Here is a 15031-nt window from a genome sequence, read left to right as displayed (position 1 = left end):
AAAGGATCCCCCATGCCCCACTCCCCCGCCAGTTCAGGCCGCTCCTGGCTCATGGTCGGAGCTGGAATCTCCCTATTGGCTGGCCTCGACGGCGCCTTACTGCTCCTCGGCGTGTGGTCCCCCGTGATGACGTCGCGACTGTCCCACTGGCACGGTCCCCTCATGGTGCTCGGGTTCGTCGGCACCGTCATCTGTCTGGAACGAGCTGTGGCCCTCGGGACACGTTTTGGGTACTGTGTCCCAGCCATTTCAGGACTTGGAGTCATCGTCCTGCTGGCACCCGGCCCCGCTTGTGCCGGATTGGCTCTACTGGCCCTGGCACAATTGGGTTTGTTGGGTATTTACATTCCGCTGTGGAGACGCAGCCACGACGACGCTACCGTCATCCAAGCCACCGGGGCGTTTTGCGCAGCCGGTGCTGCCACCCTACTCACCTCAGAAGTGAGCGTTCCTGAGGTCGTCGGATGGCTTGCCTGCTACCTCATCCTGACGATCTGCGGTGAGAGGCTCGAACTCTCCCGGATGACGATGGCCCACAATCGCACCCTTCCGACGCTCTGTCTGGCGGTCGTGGCAGCCCTGCTTGTCTGCGTAGTGAGTCCAATAATCGGGTATCGGCTGTTGGGAGCCGTCCTCGTTGGTCTAGCAGCGTGGCTGTGCCGAAACGACGTCGCCCGTGGTGGGTTGCGACGCGGCGGGCAGGCCGCCTACATCGGCATTCTGCTCATGATCGGCTACCTGTGGCTCGGGCTAGCCGGTCTTATCTGGATGACCAATGGCCCCCTCGCCTCCGGGAGAGCCTATGACGCCGTCGTCCACTCGATCTTCCTCGGATTCACCATGGGGATGATCCTCGGCCACGCCCCGATCATCCTGCCTGCGGTACTACGCGCACGACTCGACTGGACGACGTGGTTCTGGCTACCCGCTTTTCTACTGGAGGCCTCTTTGCTGGCACGTATCGGGATCGGTGACGGGTTGGGTCGGCCCGCCGCCGTGCAAGTTGGTGGGGTCGTCAATGTACTCAGCCTGTTGGCCCTAGTGGCCGTCGTCGCCGCTCATGTCCGGCCCCGCAACACAGCCAGAACGCACCCGCAATACAGCCCACACTCCCGGTCAGGAGGGGACCATGCCTGAGATCACGCCCGTCGGCCGTAAGCCCAACACAAATAAGCGCAGCTGGCACCGTAAGGCGTCGCGTCCGGTTTCCGGGTGGCTGGCAGCTTTGCTCATCGTGGCGATCGTGAGCCCGTGGATATCACAGTCGCGCTGGCTGCTGGTGCACATGGTCACACTGGGCGTCGCAACGACGTCGATCATGGTGTGGGGTCAGTACTTCACCGAGGCGATCTTGCACAACAACCTCACTGACGCCGACCGCCGTCGTCAGGTATTGCGCATCAGACTGCTCACGGCCGGCATCGTCGTCACCTTCGTTGGCATAGTGGCGACCCAGCCGTGGGTGACCGTCGTCGGTGCCGCCATCGTCGGATCGATGCTGACGTGGTACGCCTTCGCCTTGGCCCACCAAGCTCGCCACGCTTTGCCGGGACGGTTCGATTCGACGGTGTGGTTTTATTGCGCAGCCGCCTGTCTGTTGCCATTGGGAGCGACCCTCGGTGCGATCATGGCCTTCTCCCCCATCGAGCCGTGGCGAACCCGTCTGTTAGTGGCCCACCAGGCGCTCAACCTGCTCGGCTTCGTCGGTCTAACCGTCATCGGCACACTCATGACTTTGTGGCCGACCGTGCTGCGCACCAAGATGCAACCCGCCCAGGATCGCCACGGCAAGGTCTCCCTATACGTCATGCTCATCGCGGTGGTGGTGACGACCATCGGGGCGCTGTGTGGGCTGTGGTGGCTGGCTGCCCTCGGTGTGACGGCCCACATCGTCGGAATCTGTATTGTGCTGGGCGATCTGGTGGCCTGTGCCGTCAACAAGCCACCGCGCGACTTCCCCGGCTTCACCATGGGAGCCGCCATCTGCTGGATGCTGGTGTGGCTCGTCTGGCTGGCGTGGAAGCTGGCCGCCAAAGGTAACGGACTGCTCGCCGACGACATCTTCACCCTGTCAGTACCTGTCATCGTCGGGTTCCTGCTCCAACTCCTCATCGGCGCTATGAGCTACCTCATGCCAATGGTTATGGGCGGCGGGCCAAAAATCGTCCGCGCTACCAATGCCAAAATGCACGCCTTCGGAGCACTGCGTGCCACGATTACCAACGCCGGCCTGGTGCTGTGGGTGCTCGCAATGGGCAGCTGGACCCGTCGCATCGGCATGGTGATGGCCGTCATCGGGTTGGCCACCTTCTTACCAGCGACTGTGGCGATGGTGCGCACCGCAGTGCCCATGCTCAAGGAGAGGGGACGCCAGATGGCGGCTCAGAAGGTTGCTTCCAAGGAGGGCGATAACCCCGATTCCGGCAAGGGGCCCACCCCAACTGTTCCCTCAGACCGTTCCGCTGTGGCCGGGACCACCAGCCAGTCCGTCGAACCTGCTCCCACCGCTCCCCCAGATCGCCGTTCCTTTGTCGGGGCCTTCGCAGGTCTGGCTACTGCCCTGACCGCAGCCGCGGTCGGCCATCGGCTCGATCAGAACGCTCCCAGGGACGACGCCAAGGGTCCGACAGCAGTCGTCGGCAACGTCGCCCCCACCGGTCACACCACGACGGTCGCCGTCATTGCCAAGGGGATGAGGTACCACCCCGGCACCATCACCGTCCCAGCCGGTGACCAACTCATCGTCGAGATCACCAATAAGGACCCCAATCAAGTCCACGACCTCCAATTTGCCAACGGGGCCCACTCGCCGCGCCTTGCCCCCGGAGCCCACGCCACCGTCGAAGCCGGGGTCATCACCGGACCAACCGAGGGCTGGTGCACCATCGTTGGACACAAATCGATGGGAATGGTGCTTAACGTCAAGGTCAATGACATGTCAGGCACCGATAACCCCGATCACCACAGCGAGCCCGTTAATCCCCGTCGCAAGATCGACCTCACCAAGGCTCCAGGCAAGGGTTTTAAAACCCGCGACGCTGTCTTACCCCCGCTACCGGCCGGGCGGGTCCACACGATCACGCTCACCACCGAGGACTCCGTGCAGGAAATCGCACCGGAAACCACCATCAACGCCATGACCTACAACGGTCGCTACATGGCCCCGGTCATCCACGCCCGGATCGGCGACCAGATGCGCGTACACCTCGTCAACAAGGCAACGATGGGTCACTCCCTGGACTTCCACGCCGGCACCGTCTCTCCTAACGAGGTGATGCGTACCATCGCCCCGGGACAGGAGTTGGACTACAACTTCACCTTGCACCGTGCCGGGATCTGGCTCTACCACTGCTCCACCATGCCGATGTCGGCTCACATTGCAGCAGGCATGTTTGGGGCCGTTATCGTACCGCCGCACGACCTACCTCGAGCCGACCGGGAGTACTACCTAGTGCAGTCGGAGACCTACCTCAGCGAGCACAACGGGGCAGAAATCAACACCGCCAAGATTGCCAACGAAACCCCTGATCTAACGATGTTCAACGGGCACGCCAACCAGTACGTCTTCGAGCCCCTCAAAGCCAAAGTCGGCGAGCGGGTACGCATCTGGGTGCTCGCGGCTGGTCCGAGCCGGGGGTGTTCTTTCCACGTCGTCGGAACCCAATTTGACACCGTTTTTAAGGAGGGCGCCTACACCCTCAAACGTGGCAATCCGGAGGGCGGTGGCTCCCAGGCCCTTGACCTAACAAGTGCCCAAGGTGGTTTCGTCGAGATGGTTTTTGAGGAGCCGGGACGCTACACCTTTGTTAACCATTCCTTCGTGGAGATGGAGCGTGGCGCCAAGGGATTCATTGAGGTGACGGCATGAGCACACGTCACGATGACACCGCAAGCCTGGTCGATCCGGGGTCACAGAAGCGTATCGACGAGGTCGCCGATGCCCTGAGACGACGTGGCGGTTCAGCGACGAGCGCCGAGCTGGCCTCCGACCTGAGAATTCACCCCTCGACGGCGCGATTCCATCTCGACCGTCTCGTCGAGCAGGGACGGGCGGAGATGACGCGTCAGCACCGGGCCACCCGGGGGCGTCCCCACACCGTCTTCACCCTCATCAGCGACGAAGGACCACGGGCCTATCGGTTGCTAGCCCAGATGTTCGTTGAGGAGGTTGCCTCCAGTAACGACCCGACAGCCACCGCCATGCGCATCGGTCAGCGCTGGGGGCGGCATCGCCACGGCGACCTCATCGCAGTACTCGATGACATGGGCTTCTCCCCAGCCGCAGATGAGGATGGCATCGTGCTACGCCACTGCCCCTTCCTCGACCTGGCCCGCGATCACCCCCAAGTGGTGTGTTCCCTGCACTGTGGAGTCGTTGAGGGTGTGACGGGGCAGGCCGCAACCATCGATGCCAACCCCGGGGTCCGGTGCGTGGTACACACCGCCGCCTAAGCGGCGGATGCCTTCGACTGGGGCCTCAGTCGCCTAAACCGGTTCCGACCTGACGCGCCGCCTTCACCCAAGGATGATCGGCAGGCACGTATTTGACCTTGCCAGCGACGTCTTTCAACGCAACAGTCGTGGCGTCTCCGCCCTGAGCGGCGACCATGATGCCGAACTCACCCTCGTCAACGAGCTTGGCACCCATGGTTCCCAGCCGGGTCGCGAGCAGACGGTCGTGAGCGCACGGGATACCACCGCGCTGCACATAGCCGAGGATCGAGACTCGCGATTCCAGCCCGGTGGCCTCCTCAAGCTGAGTAGCCAATTTGAGGGTGTTGTCGCGCATGGAATGCTCAAGGTCCTTCTTGGCCTTCTTGGCAGCCGCCTTTGTCTCAGGGGTCTTGGAAGCGTCAACGAGGGCCTGAGCTCCGGCCATCGCTGCCGAATCAGCCTCATCGCGAGCTCCCTCAGCCACCGCGATGACCGAGAAGTTCAACCCCTGCTTCTGCCGGTTTTCTACCGCTTGGACGATGGAGCCCAGCTTGTAGGGCACCTCGGGCAGCAAGATGACGTCAGCACCACCAGCGATGCCCGAGCCGAGGGCCAGCCACCCGGCACGGTGACCCATGATCTCAGCAAGGATGATGCGGTGATGAGAATGAGCTGTGGAGTGCAGCCGGTCGATGGCCTCCGTGGCAATCTCCAGTGCTGTCGAAAACCCGAAGGAGTCATCGGTACCGACGATGTCGTTGTCGATCGTCTTGGGTAGATGCAAGACGTTGAGCCCGGCCTTAGCGAGCTTGCACGCGTTCTTGGCGGTGCCGCCCCCACCCAAGGTCACCAGAGCATCAAGTCCGAGCTTCTCGTAGTTCTCGACGATGGTGGAGACCATATCTCGTTCCTCGCCGTTGATAATCATGCGATTAACCTTGTCACGGCTGGTTCCGAGGACGGTTCCGCCTACCGTCAGGATACCCGAGAGGGCACGTTGGTCGAGGGTGGTGGTGCGACTCTGCGCCAACCCAAGGAAACCGTCCTGAATACCGATGAGTTCCATGTCATGCTGACGGATAGCAGCCTTGCCAAAACCACGAATCGCGGCGTTGAGGCCGGGACAGTCACCGCCTGCGGTAAGGATGCCGACCTTTTTCTTTTTGGACATGACAACTCCTGCTCTGTGTCGGGTGGTACCCATCCTTCCATGAATGACGCCAACGACGCTGCGGTCCACTGTGGCAATCATGTGCGTCACTGGACGACTGCCATTCGTTATGACAACTGGCGCCCTCCTCAGCAGGATTGCCACAGCGTCGGTGGGACGAGGCCTCGGTCAGATAACCCGCTGGGTGGAGGAGCCACTCGTCGTCGGCTTACGGAGTACCGATAAGGCGGAGCGCATGAGTGGCGACGCAAGAGGGGGACGCGGCGTCCACCTCGGCCAGTACCATCCTTGGCCATAAACTCACCGCCTTCGCGTTAGTAACAAAACGTCCGAGTTCGAGGCCGGGGGTACGTGGCCGATGTTTGGCTTTGCAAAAGATTTCAGCCATACATACACGCATTGGGTAGAACTAATTTCCGGTTTCGCGACCGCATCAGGGGCTCTGCTCTTTACTATTGGAGTTGCCCCAGCCAACACACCATTATGAATAGCGCCCACAGCTGGACAAACCTTAAGGTGAAACTTTGAAAGGTAGTTCAGCACACACCGCCACGTCGATACTTTAACCCATGTCACTACCCCTCCACTTGAGACTGGATCTTTTCCGGACGCATAGTTTGCAAGATTACGCGCAACTCCTCAAATCGATTTTCAAGAGCCCCGACGAGATCAGGAAAATCCAAATTCTTGTAGCCTCCTGAGGACCCAGCACACACTGTCGAGCAGGCAGTCACACGTCCTAAATAGGCAACTCGGTCGAGATCCCACTTACCGTGATATCCACTGATCTCGTGGAACTGGCCGTAATTCCACTTATACGGGATCGGGAAACCGATATTACCTGAGAAGCCGGTGGACATATCGGACCCAAACGCGCTACTGGCATAGCCTGCATTGATGGAGCTCGCACATAGGCTCGCACGCCGTAACCGCCGCCCAGACTCTGAGCCACCGGCTTGAAGTAGGGAAAGATTGTGCTTGTGATTTCCGGATCGGTTGCGTCATATCCACAACGAAATAGATTACTGTAGGTGGCGCTCCGAGACGCTGGGCTGCCGCTTGTGCCTCCTGAGCATGGCGGTGCCCGTTGTCAATACTGAAATGTTCTATTTTGGTCGAGTATTCTTGGAAGATCGGGAAATATTTAACCCATGGTTGATAATCCGCTCCAATCGGGCAACCTGGGCGAGACGACGCTTCTCAGCGGATCGGCGTGGGATCCAGCCTCCACACCTGCTCGGCGTAGTCACGGATAGTGCGATCCGAGGAGAACCGGCCAGACTTGGTGATATTCACCCACGTCTTGCGCGCCCAACCATGGGCGTCGGCATGATCGGCGGCCATCTTGTCCTTGACATCCCGGTACGACTCGAAGTCGCCCAGCACATAGTAGACATCCGGCCCCTCCCAGCCAGGCTCCATAAGGCTTTGACGCAAGTCGTGGAACCAGCCGGAACCATTGTCGTCGAGGGTGCCGTCGGTCAGCGCATCAATAACCCGCTTAAGTCCCGACACATTCTCGTAATGCCAGCGCGGGTCATAATCCTGCTTGAGGGAGGTCAACTGCTCCTCGGTGGCACCAAAAATGTAGGCGTTATCGTCACCGACGGCGTCGCGGATCTCGACGTTGGCCCCGTCCAAGGTACCCAGGGTGAGAGCGCCATTCATCATGAACTTCATATTTGAGGTACCCGAGGCCTCCTTGCCAGCCATCGAGATCTGCTCGGAAACATCAGCCGCCGGGATGATGTGCTCGGCCGGGGAAACGTTGTAATTATGGACGAAGACGACCTTGATCCGGTCGTCAATGCCCTCGTCGTTATTGACCAGGCGCGCCACCTCGCTGATGAACTTGATGATCGCTTTAGCGCGGATGTAGCCGGGAGCGGCCTTAGCGCCGAAGACGAAAACCCGCTTCGGAACGTCGAGGGTCGGGTCGCCCTTAATGCGGAAATACAGGTCAAGGATGTAGAAGGCATTGAGTAACTGGCGCTTGTACTCGTGCAGGCGCTTGATCTGAACGTCAAAAATGGCATCCGGATCAATCTCGACACCCTCACGCTCGGCCACCCAGGCCGCAAAGTCAGCCTTGTTGGCATGCTTGATCTCGTTAAGGCGATCGTAAACCGAATCGTCCACAGAATCGGTGTAGTCAGCGAGCACTGAAAGGTCCTTGACCCAGGCGTCAGAGCTGGTGACCTCGGTTAGCAGGGACGCCAATCGCGGGTTGCACTGGTTGAGCCAGCGACGCGGGGTGACGCCGTTAGTCTTATTGTTAAACCGTTCCGGCCAGATAGCGTGCCACTCCCTGAGGGTCTCGCGCTTGATGATCTCCGTGTGTAAGGCGGCGACACCGTTAATGGAGTAGGAGGCGTAGCAGGCGATCCACGCCATCCGCACCTGATTGCCACTCACCGGAGCCATGTACTCGATGGTCTGGCCGTCCAGACCGCGCTTGTTCATGTCCTCGCGGAAACGACGGTCAATCTCACGGACGATTTCGGAAATGCGCGGGAACAGTCGATCGAAAATCTGCATTTCCCACTTCTCGAGGGCCTCAGCCAGCACGGTGTGGTTGGTGTAGGCGAAGGTATGAGTGACGACCTCCCACGCCTCGTCCCAACCCATGCCATGCTCGTCGAGGAGAATGCGCATGAGCTCGGGGATGGACAGCACCGGGTGGGTGTCGTTGAGCTGAATCGAGTTGTATCTGGCGAAGTTGGTGAGATCCTCGCCGTGGTGCTCGATGTAGTTGTCGACGATCTCCTGTAGGGATGCCGAGCAGAAAAAATACTGCTGACGCACCCGCAACACCTTGCCCTCAAAGGTGGTGTCGTTGGGGTAAAGAACGCGCGAGATATCGGAGGTGCGCTCCCGCTCGACAATGGCGTCAGTGAAGTGCTGAGAGTTGAAGGCTTGGTAGTCGAACTGCTCCATCGGCTCAGCCTTCCACAGCCGCAACGTGCCGACGTTGCAAGTCCCATAACCAGTGATCGGCATGTCATGGGGGATGGCACGCACCCACATGTCGGCGTAGCGGACGATGCGCTGCTGCTCTTCGCGGCGAATGACGAAGGGGTAGCCCTCCTCCATCCATGGGTCGGGATGCTCGGTCTGGAAGCCGTTGTCGAAGAGCTGCTTGAACAGGCCGTAACGGTAGAGGATTCCGTAACCAGTGACAGGCAATTCCAGGGTGGCGCAGGAGTCGAGGAAACAGGCAGCCAGACGTCCGAGACCACCGTTACCGAGAGCGGCGTCGGGCTCCCGCTCAAGCACCTGGGACAGATCGATGCCGAAACTGGCGAGGGCGCCACGGGCCTCATCGACCAGTCCGAGGTTCGACAAGTTATTGAGCAGGGCTCGTCCCATCAGGAATTCAGCGGAGAAATAGTGCTCCTGACGTCCGGCTTTGTAAGCTGCGTCAGTGGCCTGCCAGTCATCTGCGATACGGCCTACGACGGAGGCCGACAGCCCCTGCCACACCTCCATGGGGGTCGACGCGGTGACGGAACGTCCTGAGGTCGATCGCACCTGGAATGCGATTACTGAAGCCAGGTCCTGACTCATGTGCCTTCCTTGGATATGGGGGGTGCCGCACGGCGGCTGGTACGCCCAAGTCAGACTATCGCGAATCTGATGTATTCCCCGGAGCGCGACCGATCCCGCCGTGGATCCCCAGTCCCCGTTTGTCGATGAGGACGAAGCCAGCCCACCCCAGCAGAACCGCCACGACAACGACCGGAATGCCCAGTGCCCCGGCACGGGTCAACTCCAGGGCGAAGGCGGCCGCGAACAGCGGCGCGCGCTGTGTCATGGACAGCACACAACCGGCTCCCACGATGGCCATCATTGCGGCTTGGGAAAGGGACTCAATTCCCGCCGCTGCCGCAATGAGGGTGCCGACGAGGGCACCGGACGCCAGGGACGGGGTGAGCAGACCACCGGCTGCTCCCGACCTCAGAGCCACCGTGGTGGCGAGGACTTTCCCGACGAGCAGAATCGCCAACGTAACCGGGGCGACGGGGTGAGCCAGCACCAGATTGACGATGACCTGACCGTTCCCGACCACCTGAGGAGCCATCAGGGCGATGACAGTTACTCCGACTGATCCGAGCGGCACCGTCCACCACAGTCGAGAGGTCACCGAAACGCGACGTTTCATCTGCCCAAAGAGCACCCCCACCCCGGCTCCCACCAGGGTGGACACCGCGACGACAAGAACCACCCAGCCAAGGCCGGCACCCGTCACTGTGACGGCCGGCGAGGAGTAAATGGGCCGATCATGGTTAAACAACCATGCCGTCACCGTTGATAGGGCCGAGATGATGACGGCGATTCCCACCTGTCCCCAGCCCCGCTTGGTGTGAAGGTTGGGGCGGACCGTCAGTTCCAGGGCGTACAGCGCGCCAGCAGCGGGCACGTTGTAGACCGAGGCCAGGCCGGCCCCGGCAGCACTGGCCAGCAGAACCCGCCGGGTGGCGGCATCGACGTCGAAGGTCTCAGACAGTCCCTGGGCAGCCAACGCGGCCATCTGGCGCGGTGCCGCCTCTCGGCCTAGGGAGCTTCCGGAGCCGACGACGACGAGCTGGGCAAGAGCGTCAGCGATCGTCTCGCTTGGGCGTAGCCGCGTCGCGGAGTCGACGGCTTGTCGCACTGAGGTAATCGACCCAGACGGGCGAGGACGCAGCCACCACCACGTCAAACCCGCGATGAGAGCGCCCACGATCGGCGCGGCAAGTCGTCGCCACATGACGACCTTTCCGACACCCGTCGTCGACGAAGAGAAAGGTGTGCCAAAGGCGCAGGACTCAAGGAGGTGGGACACTTCACTCGTAAGGCCACCAATAAGCCCCGATGCCAATCCCGTCAGTACGACGGCGGCGATGCATCGGAGACGTGAGGTGCCCACCTGACAGACGCTACCGTCCCACCCTCGAGATCACGTCCGTTGACTCACGCCTGAAAAGCAACGTAGATCGTCTCCAGGAATTCCTCAATGCCCTGGTAGGAGCCTTCTCGACCCAGACCAGACTCCTTGACGCCGCCAAATGGGGCAGCTGCGTTGGAAAAGACACCGAGATTGGCACCGATCATGCCGGTCTCCAGCTCCTGACCCATCCGCAGGATTCGCGCGGTGTCGCCGGTGAAAACGTAACCGGCCAGTCCGACGGGGACGGAGTTGGCGATGGCCAGAGCCTCTTCCTCGGTGCTGAAGGTGGTGATCGGGGCGACCGGTCCGAAGATCTCGGTCTGCATGATCTCGGCATCGGCGGGCACACCGGAGAGCACCGTCGGTGGGTAGAACCAACCCTTACCCTCAGGAATCTCACCGCCACACCGCGCAGTAGCACCGGCCTCAACAGCCAAACGCACCAGGCCGTCAACCTTCTCACGGTCACGCTCGGTGATCATGGGCCCAACTTCGGACCTTTCATCCAACCCGTCCCCGACGACCAGACCGGACATCATCTCCACCATCTTGTCGGTGAACTCCTCGGCCACCGACTCGTGAACGATAAAGCGGTTCGCAGCAATGCAGGCCTCGCCCATATTGCGCATCTTGGCGCCCTTGGCCCCAACGATGGCCTGATCAAGGTCAGCGTCGTCAAAAACGATAAAAGAAAGGGGCATTGCCACCGAGCTCCATCGAGGTGCGCAACACATGCTTAGCAGCCTTACCCAGCAGGTTTGCACCCACCCCAGTAGACCCGGTGAAGGAGAGCTTACGCAGTCGAGGGTCCTCCAGGATGGCGTCGGTGACGGCGTGGTCACGACCGGTGATGACGTTGACAACTCCGGCGGGCAGACCGGCGTCGACGAGGGTCTTAGCGAAGAGCAGGGTGGTCAGCGGGGTGGCCGAGGCCGGGCGGATGACCACGGTACAGCCGGCAGCGAGGGCTGGGGCAATCTTGCGGGTGGCCATGGCCAGTGGGAAGTTCCATGGCGTAATAAACAGGCACGGACCGACGGGACGCTTGGTGACCAACTGGCGGATCTTGCCCTCCGGCAGCAGACCGTAATCACCACGGATGCGCACCGCCTCCTCCGAGAACCAGCGCAGAAACTCGGAGCCATAAGTGACCTCTCCGTAGGACTCGGCCAGCGGCTTGCCCATCTCGAGGGTGATGAGTTTGGCGAAGTCGTCCTTGCGCTCGGTGACGAGCTCGAAAGCCTTGCGCAGGATCTCACCACGCTCCCGCGGGGCGGTATTGGCCCAGGACCGCTGGGCACGAACAGCAGCGTCAAGGGCATCGGTGCCTTGGTCAACAGAAGCATCGGCGACGGCGACAAGGGGTTTCTCGGTAGCGGGATCGATGACGTCGAAGGTGCGGGACGCCTCAGCGCCCACCCATTCCCCGTCAATGAGCAACTGGGTTGGAAGATCGGGGGAGCGAACGGTCGTTGGTCGTCATAAATCAACCCTACGACGTGGTCTCGACGCTTTGAGGGAGTTCGATGTTCACGGGGAGGGGAACACGGCCGGCACCACCGACAATCACAAGACGGTTACTTGAACAGCGCCACTCGGGTGTCGACCGAGATGGGTGTACACTTTGTAGACGTCGTCCAGGATTCCCGGAGACAGCACGGCCGATGGTGCACCAGCTGCCACACATTTGCCCTTCGACATCAGTACAAGGGTGTCGCAGAATCGTGCCGCCAGACTGATGTCGTGAAGTGCCACCACCACCGTCGACCTGAGGCGCCGCGACAGCTCCACCACCTTGAGTTGATGATGAATGTCAAGGTGGTTCGTCGGTTCATCCATGATCAGCAGGCCGGTTTGCTGCGCCAGCGCCCTCGCGATTGTCACCCGCTGCCGTTCTCCTCCAGAAATCCGTGAGAATGTCGACGTCGCGAGATCTCCAACCTCCATAAGCTCCATGGCTGCGCCGCACAGCGCAAGGTCGCCCTCACTCAGCGACCGCCACGACTTCTTGTGAGGTGTCCTCCCCATCCTGACGATTTCCCCGCAAGTCAGCGGGAACTCCGCGGAAGTCTCTTGGAGAACCACCGAAATGTGCTGGGAGGACCACTTCGTGTCTCGCGACCAGACATCGACACCATCGACGGTCACTGTCCCCTTCGTAGGGCGTCTCGAGTGGAAGATTGAGCGCAGCATCGTCGACTTGCCACTCCCATTGGGGCCGAGGATCCCCACCACCTGACCGGGATGGGCGACGAAGTCGACATCCTGGACGATGTGGCGCCCCTCGATATCGACACCCAAGCCCGCGACCACCAGTTCTGCACCACTGACAATCATGACGTCTCCCCCAAGGTGCGTCGCAGCAGGAACAGGAAGAATGGAGCCCCAATAAACGCGGTCACAATACCTACCGGCAATTCCTGCGGCTCAATGGCCATCCGCGCCCCAACATCCGCCAGCACGGTGAAAATCGCGCCCAGAAGCAGTCCTACGGGAAGAGTTCGGCGGTGATCTGCACCAACCAGCATCCTCGTAATATGTGGCATCACCAGGCCGACGAAGCCTATGACGCCACACACCGCAACTGTCACACCGACAATTGCAGCCGCCACAACGAACATCCAGGTTCGGAACCGATTAACGTCCAAACCGAGGGAACCCGCTGTCTGTTCCCCACCAAGAAGGAGATTGAGATTTGACGCCTCAGCCAGGCAGAAGAGCATTCCCACAGCAAGAACGAGAGTGGGGACAAGAAGGTTCTCCCACTTGGCGGCCCCGAAACCTCCGAGACTCCAAAAGAGGACTTGCGACGCCAATTGCGGATCCGGGGAGGTCAGAACCATGAAGTTGTTGACCGCCGACAACAGGGCCGAAACCGCCATGCCGGTAAGAACCAACGTGCCTGCAGAAAGGGTTTGCCTCCGTCTGGCGATCACCAAGACGAGTAGAAGTGTCAGGAACGCGCCTGCGAACGCGGCCAACCCGAAAGAGACCGCACCGCCGAGGAGCAGACCAAACCGCATGACGGTAATGGCTCCAGTTGCAGCTCCTGACGACACGCCGAGCACCGTGGGGCTCGCCAGTGGGTTGCGAAGCAGCGCCTGCACGACCGTGCCGACAGTAGTCAGCGCCATCCCTGCGACTGCCGCCAGAAGCACACGAGGAAGCCGAACATCAGCAACGATCCTGTCGATCGACGAAGTCCAATCAACAGTAACGACACCTGCCGGCAGAGCCCGGTGCGCAACGACCTTCCATACTTGGACGAAGGGAACATGAACCGAGCCAATTGAAAGCGCGAGTCCCAAAACAAGAATCAAAGTGACGGCCAGTACGGACAAGACTATGACTAGGTGCCCACGATGCGAATCGCCACGCCACCTGCCTTCCCCGACAGATCCCGACTCGGATGGAAGAGCATTGAGGACAGCAACGAGTTCGTCCTGCCGTTTCACAGCCGTGGATGACTCATCACTGCCACCACGTGCACTCATCATCAGCCGTGGAACTGCTTGGCAAGCTGCTCGATACCTTCAGCCGAACGCGGGCCGGGCTGTGCCAACGAAAGACTGATAACCGGGAAAGCATTGTTCTTGACGGCCTTGGTGTCCTTCAGTGCCGGAATTGACTTCAACGTCTTGATCTTCTGATCGACACTCGGGGTCTTGTAGTCGTAAATCAGAATCAGGTCTGGATCAGCCCTTGCAACCTGCTCCCACGACATCTTTCCCCACCGCAGCGGCTCATTGGCGAAGATGTTCTCACCTCCCGCCGCATCGATCATCACCGATGCATAGGCCCACCCACCAACGGTCGTTGGGGCGTCCTCACCTGAGTTGTAGAGGAACACCTTGGGGCGCTCCTTCCCCTTCACGGACTCCTTGACGGCATTGACCTTGTCGTTGAACTTCCGAATCGATGCCTCAGCTCGGTCATTCACATCGAAGATCTGGCCGATGGTCCTGATCTCTTTGGTCTCATCATCCAAGGTCTTGACCTCATTGGTGCATCCCACAGGGCTGAGATGCGTCTTGATCCCCATCTTCTGTAGGTCTTCCCGGGTATGACCGTTGCTCTTTGAGAAACCGTCCGGGTACCCGGAATATACGAAATCAGGGTTTACAGACAAAAGCTTCTCCATGGAGGGCTGCCCAACGGCCAAAACCGGCACCGAGTTGTACGCCTTCTTGTATTGAGCACCGATGGGGCGAGTGCGTTGGTATGCCGTCCCGACCATGCTCTTCTCCAGCCCTAGCTCGAGCATCGTCTCAGTCGCCGTCGACGTCAATGTCACTGCGCGTTTCGGGGCGGAATCGAACGTCTGCTTCACCCCACAGCTCTCCACCGTCAGCGGGTATGACGTGTGCCCGGCCTTCGAACCGGTTGCGTAGGACGACGCCGTCGAGGCGTTCTGCTCCGTGACGGCGCTCCCACAACCAGCCATAAATGAGACAGGAATTACTAATGCAGTGACAAGAGCGACCCTCCGCGTGTAC

Annotated in this window: 12 protein-coding genes and 1 pseudogene; 4 read left to right on the top strand and 9 right to left on the bottom strand. The window is 60.6% G+C overall.

The window, feature by feature from the left end:
• The first annotated feature begins 12 nt into the window (after window positions 1-12).
• The 3 genes from F1563_RS05425 to F1563_RS05415 are packed head-to-tail and all read left to right on the top strand — an operon-like array spanning window position 13 to window position 4452.
• Window positions 13-1137: a DUF8744 domain-containing protein gene (locus tag F1563_RS05425; RefSeq protein WP_503826438.1), complete on the top strand. Its 1125-nt coding sequence runs from the start codon at window positions 13-15 to the stop codon at window positions 1135-1137.
• On the top strand, window positions 1130-3868 hold the full coding sequence (locus F1563_RS05420) for a multicopper oxidase domain-containing protein (RefSeq protein WP_002529289.1): 2739 nt from the start codon (window positions 1130-1132) through the stop codon (window positions 3866-3868). The genes F1563_RS05425 and F1563_RS05420 overlap by 8 nt, the downstream gene beginning before the upstream one ends.
• Window positions 3865-4452: a helix-turn-helix transcriptional regulator gene (locus F1563_RS05415; protein ID WP_002529290.1), complete on the top strand. Its 588-nt coding sequence runs from the start codon at window positions 3865-3867 to the stop codon at window positions 4450-4452. The genes F1563_RS05420 and F1563_RS05415 overlap by 4 nt, the downstream gene beginning before the upstream one ends.
• A gap of 25 nt (window positions 4453-4477) precedes the next feature.
• On the opposite strand, the gene F1563_RS05410 is transcribed toward F1563_RS05415, so the two are convergent.
• The gene (locus F1563_RS05410) at window positions 4478-5686 is read right to left on the bottom strand and encodes a 6-phosphofructokinase (protein ID WP_002546738.1); all 1209 of its coding nucleotides are present in this window, start codon (window positions 5684-5686) and stop codon (window positions 4478-4480) included.
• A 28-nt stretch (window positions 5687-5714) separates the two neighbouring features.
• Here F1563_RS05410 and F1563_RS05405 point away from each other — a divergent pair, with 28 nt between their 5' ends.
• The gene (locus F1563_RS05405; protein ID WP_002546739.1) at window positions 5715-5903 is read left to right on the top strand and encodes a hypothetical protein; all 189 of its coding nucleotides are present in this window, start codon (window positions 5715-5717) and stop codon (window positions 5901-5903) included.
• 277 nt (window positions 5904-6180) lie between these two features.
• On the opposite strand, the gene F1563_RS14090 is transcribed toward F1563_RS05405, so the two are convergent.
• From F1563_RS14090 to F1563_RS05360, 8 genes and pseudogenes are all read right to left on the bottom strand, one after another.
• Entirely contained in the window at window positions 6181-6465 is a 285-nt protein-coding gene (locus F1563_RS14090; RefSeq protein ID WP_002529293.1) for a hypothetical protein, read from the bottom strand.
• Window positions 6466-6481: 16 nt separating this feature from the next.
• A complete protein-coding gene (locus F1563_RS14085; protein WP_230845090.1) occupies window positions 6482-6700 on the bottom strand; it encodes a hypothetical protein in 219 nt (72 codons plus the stop codon).
• Between the two features lie 105 nt (window positions 6701-6805).
• On the bottom strand, window positions 6806-9172 hold the full coding sequence (locus tag F1563_RS05390) for a glycogen/starch/alpha-glucan phosphorylase (RefSeq protein ID WP_007434317.1): 2367 nt from the start codon (window positions 9170-9172) through the stop codon (window positions 6806-6808).
• A 55-nt stretch (window positions 9173-9227) separates the two neighbouring features.
• The gene (locus F1563_RS05385) at window positions 9228-10514 is read right to left on the bottom strand and encodes a chloride channel protein (RefSeq protein WP_036958496.1); all 1287 of its coding nucleotides are present in this window, start codon (window positions 10512-10514) and stop codon (window positions 9228-9230) included.
• 44 nt (window positions 10515-10558) lie between these two features.
• Window positions 10559-12018 (bottom strand): annotated as a pseudogene (locus tag F1563_RS05380) (NAD-dependent succinate-semialdehyde dehydrogenase).
• An 83-nt stretch (window positions 12019-12101) separates the two neighbouring features.
• Entirely contained in the window at window positions 12102-12872 is a 771-nt protein-coding gene (locus F1563_RS05370) for an ABC transporter ATP-binding protein (RefSeq protein WP_002529299.1), read from the bottom strand.
• Window positions 12869-14032 (bottom strand): FecCD family ABC transporter permease, encoded by a 1164-nt coding sequence (locus tag F1563_RS05365; protein ID WP_002529300.1) that lies wholly within the window; start codon window positions 14030-14032, stop codon window positions 12869-12871. The genes F1563_RS05370 and F1563_RS05365 overlap by 4 nt, the downstream gene beginning before the upstream one ends.
• The gene (locus F1563_RS05360; RefSeq protein ID WP_002529301.1) at window positions 14032-14979 is read right to left on the bottom strand and encodes an ABC transporter substrate-binding protein; all 948 of its coding nucleotides are present in this window, start codon (window positions 14977-14979) and stop codon (window positions 14032-14034) included. The genes F1563_RS05365 and F1563_RS05360 overlap by 1 nt, the downstream gene beginning before the upstream one ends.
• Between the last annotated feature and the right edge of the window lie 52 nt (window positions 14980-15031).

This window comes from Cutibacterium modestum, assembly GCF_008326345.1.
Taxonomy (GTDB): domain Bacteria; phylum Actinomycetota; class Actinomycetes; order Propionibacteriales; family Propionibacteriaceae; genus Cutibacterium; species Cutibacterium modestum.
Note: the sequence above shows the minus strand (reverse complement) of the source record. Positions and strands in the feature narration are given on the sequence as shown.

Excerpts from the sequence above, each read along its gene's own strand:
- F1563_RS05425 (WP_503826438.1), top strand. The coding sequence starts at position 13 with ATGCCCCACTCCCCCGCCAGTTCAGGCCGCTCCTGGCTCATGGTCGGA.
- F1563_RS05420 (WP_002529289.1), top strand. The coding sequence starts at position 1,130 with ATGCCTGAGATCACGCCCGTCGGCCGTAAGCCCAACACAAATAAGCGC.
- F1563_RS05415 (WP_002529290.1), top strand. The coding sequence starts at position 3,865 with ATGAGCACACGTCACGATGACACCGCAAGCCTGGTCGATCCGGGGTCA.
- F1563_RS05410 (WP_002546738.1), bottom strand. The coding sequence starts at position 5,686 with ATGATTGCCACAGTGGACCGCAGCGTCGTTGGCGTCATTCATGGAAGG.
- F1563_RS05405 (WP_002546739.1), top strand. The coding sequence starts at position 5,715 with ATGACAACTGGCGCCCTCCTCAGCAGGATTGCCACAGCGTCGGTGGGA.
- F1563_RS14090 (WP_002529293.1), bottom strand. The coding sequence starts at position 6,465 with ATGTCCACCGGCTTCTCAGGTAATATCGGTTTCCCGATCCCGTATAAG.
- F1563_RS05390 (WP_007434317.1), bottom strand. The coding sequence starts at position 9,172 with ATGAGTCAGGACCTGGCTTCAGTAATCGCATTCCAGGTGCGATCGACC.
- F1563_RS05370 (WP_002529299.1), bottom strand. The coding sequence starts at position 12,872 with ATGATTGTCAGTGGTGCAGAACTGGTGGTCGCGGGCTTGGGTGTCGAT.
- F1563_RS05365 (WP_002529300.1), bottom strand. The coding sequence starts at position 14,032 with ATGATGAGTGCACGTGGTGGCAGTGATGAGTCATCCACGGCTGTGAAA.
- F1563_RS05360 (WP_002529301.1), bottom strand. The coding sequence starts at position 14,979 with ATGGCTGGTTGTGGGAGCGCCGTCACGGAGCAGAACGCCTCGACGGCG.